This is a genomic window from Candidatus Pseudoscillospira sp. SGI.172 (assembly GCF_050313575.1).
Lineage (GTDB): Bacteria > Bacillota > Clostridia > Oscillospirales > Oscillospiraceae > Vermiculatibacterium.
Window position 1 is genome coordinate 1 of sequence record NZ_JBNPLQ010000082.1, and the last position, 842, is coordinate 842.

Annotated in this window: 1 protein-coding gene; it reads right to left on the minus strand. The window is 52.9% G+C overall.

Going from position 1 to position 842, the window contains the following annotated elements; genetic code table 11:
- Positions 1-842 (minus strand): reverse transcriptase domain-containing protein (locus tag ACQRD3_RS13545; RefSeq protein ID WP_427781744.1); only part of this gene is annotated, 842 nt, incomplete at both ends.

Sequence of the window (842 nt, forward strand, 5' to 3'; positions counted from 1 at the left end):
GGAACTTTCATGTGACACACGATGCTGTCCGGCTGCAAGAACCATTCGCCGCTGATAGCACACTTGCCCTTCTGGGCAGACAGCAGGGAGATCCTGCAATCGGCATATTCCAAGCTGTGGCCTTCCGGCAGATGTTCTCGCAGATACGCAAACAAGGTCGTATCTATCTCCAGATTATCGTGTATCTTTTTCCGCCCCGCCGGAGAGAAACAGCAGACGGCGGCGCTGATTCCGATTGCGGTTTTATACTTGATGAACGCAATGGGGTAGATTGGCCGGTTGATACCGGACACATACCGCACCATTTGAGAAGCGCCGTAGCGTTCTTTTTCGCTGTCCGTCATGGCACCGCCCTCCCGGATGAGCTGACAGCCGGTTTCCGTGTTCAAACGGTTGGTCAGCACTGTCATGACTCTGCGGTGGATTCTCCGGCAGTCCAGGCTGATACAGGTAGCAACCCTGTAGTAGTTCTGGATACCCAGCACCATTTCGTCAAACAGGCCGATTTCGTCCGGCTGCGTCCGCCCTCGGGCTGGTTTTGCGATTCGCTTTGCCTGCTCAACGAGCTTGCGTTCTTCCAACTGTAGCTTTTTGTCACAGATATGGGACTTCACGACATACTTTTCACCCTTGCGGTACACCATGATTTTGAAGCCGAGAAACTCGGAGTATCGCTTTCGGACATTGACAATGCGTGTTTTCTCTGGGGAGACCTCCAACTTCAACCGTTCGGTAATCCACCTTGTGACAGCCTCCATGGTCTTCTCCGCGTCCTCTCGGTTTCGGCAGAAGATACGGAAGTCATCCGCATAGCGCACAATGAACATTTCTTTGAGATTGCT